The 1,911-nt window shown below is 67.2% G+C and carries 2 protein-coding genes, 1 tRNA gene and 3 pseudogenes; all 6 read right to left on the reverse strand.

The window, feature by feature from the left end; translation table 11 throughout:
• A pseudogene (locus ABZ281_RS47795) lies at window positions 1-109 on the reverse strand (ABC transporter ATP-binding protein); the annotation flags it as partial.
• 35 nt (window positions 110-144) lie between these two features.
• Window positions 145-234 (reverse strand): annotated as a pseudogene (locus ABZ281_RS47800) (hypothetical protein); the annotation flags it as partial.
• A 16-nt stretch (window positions 235-250) separates the two neighbouring features.
• Window positions 251-460 (reverse strand): hypothetical protein, encoded by a 210-nt coding sequence (locus tag ABZ281_RS47805; RefSeq protein WP_356664946.1) that lies wholly within the window; start codon window positions 458-460, stop codon window positions 251-253.
• 83 nt (window positions 461-543) lie between these two features.
• Window positions 544-662, reverse strand: a tRNA-Arg gene (locus ABZ281_RS47810).
• A gap of 360 nt (window positions 663-1,022) precedes the next feature.
• Window positions 1,023-1,382: an SH3 domain-containing protein gene (locus ABZ281_RS47815; RefSeq protein WP_356664948.1), complete on the reverse strand. Its 360-nt coding sequence runs from the start codon at window positions 1,380-1,382 to the stop codon at window positions 1,023-1,025.
• A gap of 279 nt (window positions 1,383-1,661) precedes the next feature.
• Window positions 1,662-1,911: pseudogene (locus ABZ281_RS47820) on the reverse strand (hypothetical protein); the annotation flags it as partial.

Below are 1,911 nucleotides of genomic sequence, written 5' to 3' on the forward strand. Positions count from 1 at the left end.
CCAGCACGGCCAGGAACTCGCCGGGCCTTACTTCTACGACGAGACCGCTCCACACCTCGCGGTCGCCGTAGGACAGGGCGGCCGCACGCAGTGTGCCAAGATCTCCCACGCTTCCTCCAGCGTGCACGACCAGGCCGCCATCAGCACTCCGCGGGCGACATCGATGACCGGCCTGCGCTCCAGCGCCTCTTGGAGCTGCTCAGTCTCCACACGCAGCAACTCCGCCCGCTCCACGAGGGGCAGCTCAACATCATGGGCACAGGGAAACGGGCCGAACCCAGCGGGCGAGGGCCTTGGCGATGACGGGGCGTGTGGCGAAGAACTGTCCTGCGAAGCACCGCACCGCTGACACATCCTGCTGCCCATGGTCCTCATCGCCATCGGCCTGCTCATCCTCATTGAAGGCGGCGCATTCGGCCTGTGACGCGGCTGAACCCGTTCGAATCTCGACGACGTCCACGTGCCTCCCGATCTCGGGTTCTGGCTCAACTGACCTGGACCGACGTCGCAGTGCTTGTGCTGCACAAAGTTTCAGGTCGGCTGCGGTGCCGACGGGATTTGAACCCGCGGACAGATAGGGGCAGGCCCACCCCGTCTCCGTCAGTCGCCGTGAGCGGGACCTCGCCCTTGGCGATCGCAATGGGCCGCTCTGCCACGGCACCGCAGCCTGCGAGAAAGCGCGCCATCCCGCTCCGGCTCAAGGTAGAGGATCGTCATGTGCGCGGCGAGCCGTTATCCAGCACCGGCAACCGCTGCAGCAGGGAAGTTGAGCCAGAGCCCATCGTCGTGAACAAAGCCACCGGTCCGCTGAGCGAAAAGCGGGTGGTGAGTCGGACCGGCGGAGCGAGGCTGTGAGGTGAGGGCCGAGGTGGCCGAGGCTGGGTGGGGTGAGCACGCCGACGGCGGCCCGGGGCCACAGGGGCCGGGCCGCCGTTGCGTCGTCCTGAGCCTGTACAGGTGACGGCTCAGGCGTTCGAGGCCGGGAGAGCTCGAGTCGGGTCGTCTCCGTCGGCTGTCGAAGGTCAGTCCAGCTGCATGGGCACGTTGATGTACTGGGCGGCGACCCAGCCTTTCTGGCCCTTGTGGGCGCCGGACTTTACGGTGACGTAGCCCCATGCGCCCGGCTTGTCGTTGCGGCCCTTGTTGCACTGCCAGTACACGTCGGTGCCCTTGGACAGCTGGCCGGTGGCGGTGTAGCCGGTGCCCGGGCCGGTGCGGAACTTCACCGTCGTGTACACGTCGGTGTTGATCTTGATCTGGTGGGTGCACGCTCCGCTGCCGACCGTCGCGGCGCTGGCGGTGGAAGCGGTGGCGACGGCGCCGCCGAGGAGCAGTGCGCCGGTGGATGCCACGGTCGCGACGCGGCGGGTGAGGGTGTTCATGTGCGGCTCTTCCTGGTGTCGTCGGCCAGAATTTGCTCGGCCGCCTGTGCAAGGCTTCGTCACCGCCGTGCTGATGCGGCGCGATGAAGGCGGGCGAGAAGGGAATCCGGAACGCGACAGGTTCGTCGTCGTTCCGGATTCGATCTTCTTGCTGAGCAAGGGTGTTGACCAGGCTCGGTTTATTCCGTGAAACCGCATTCCGGAACGGTGGTGTCGGGTAGAGGCCGTTCCGGGAATCGATATGCAGGAAGAGCTATTACAGGAGCCCCGCGGCAACGTTCAGGCTGCGGTGACGGAGACGGCGAGGGCCCCGATGACCATGTAGGGGCCGAAGGAGACGTGCGTCCGGCGGGCGCGGCGGGCCGTCATCCGTGCCACCTCCGACACCGCGCCGACGATGAATCCCGCGGCTGCTCCCCAGAACAGGGCCGTCCAGCTGCTCCAGCCCAGGAGCGCCCCGATGGCCGGTGCGAGCTTGACGTCGCCGAGTCCCATGGCGCCGGCACCCAACTCGGCCATTCTCAAGGGC

This window comes from Streptomyces sp. NPDC006265 (assembly GCF_040613555.1).
Lineage (GTDB): Bacteria > Actinomycetota > Actinomycetes > Streptomycetales > Streptomycetaceae > Streptomyces.

Coding starts and splice junctions, on each gene's coding strand:
- ABZ281_RS47815 (WP_356664948.1), bottom strand. CDS start 1,382: ATGAACACCCTCACCCGCCGCGTCGCGACCGTGGCATCCACCGGCGCA.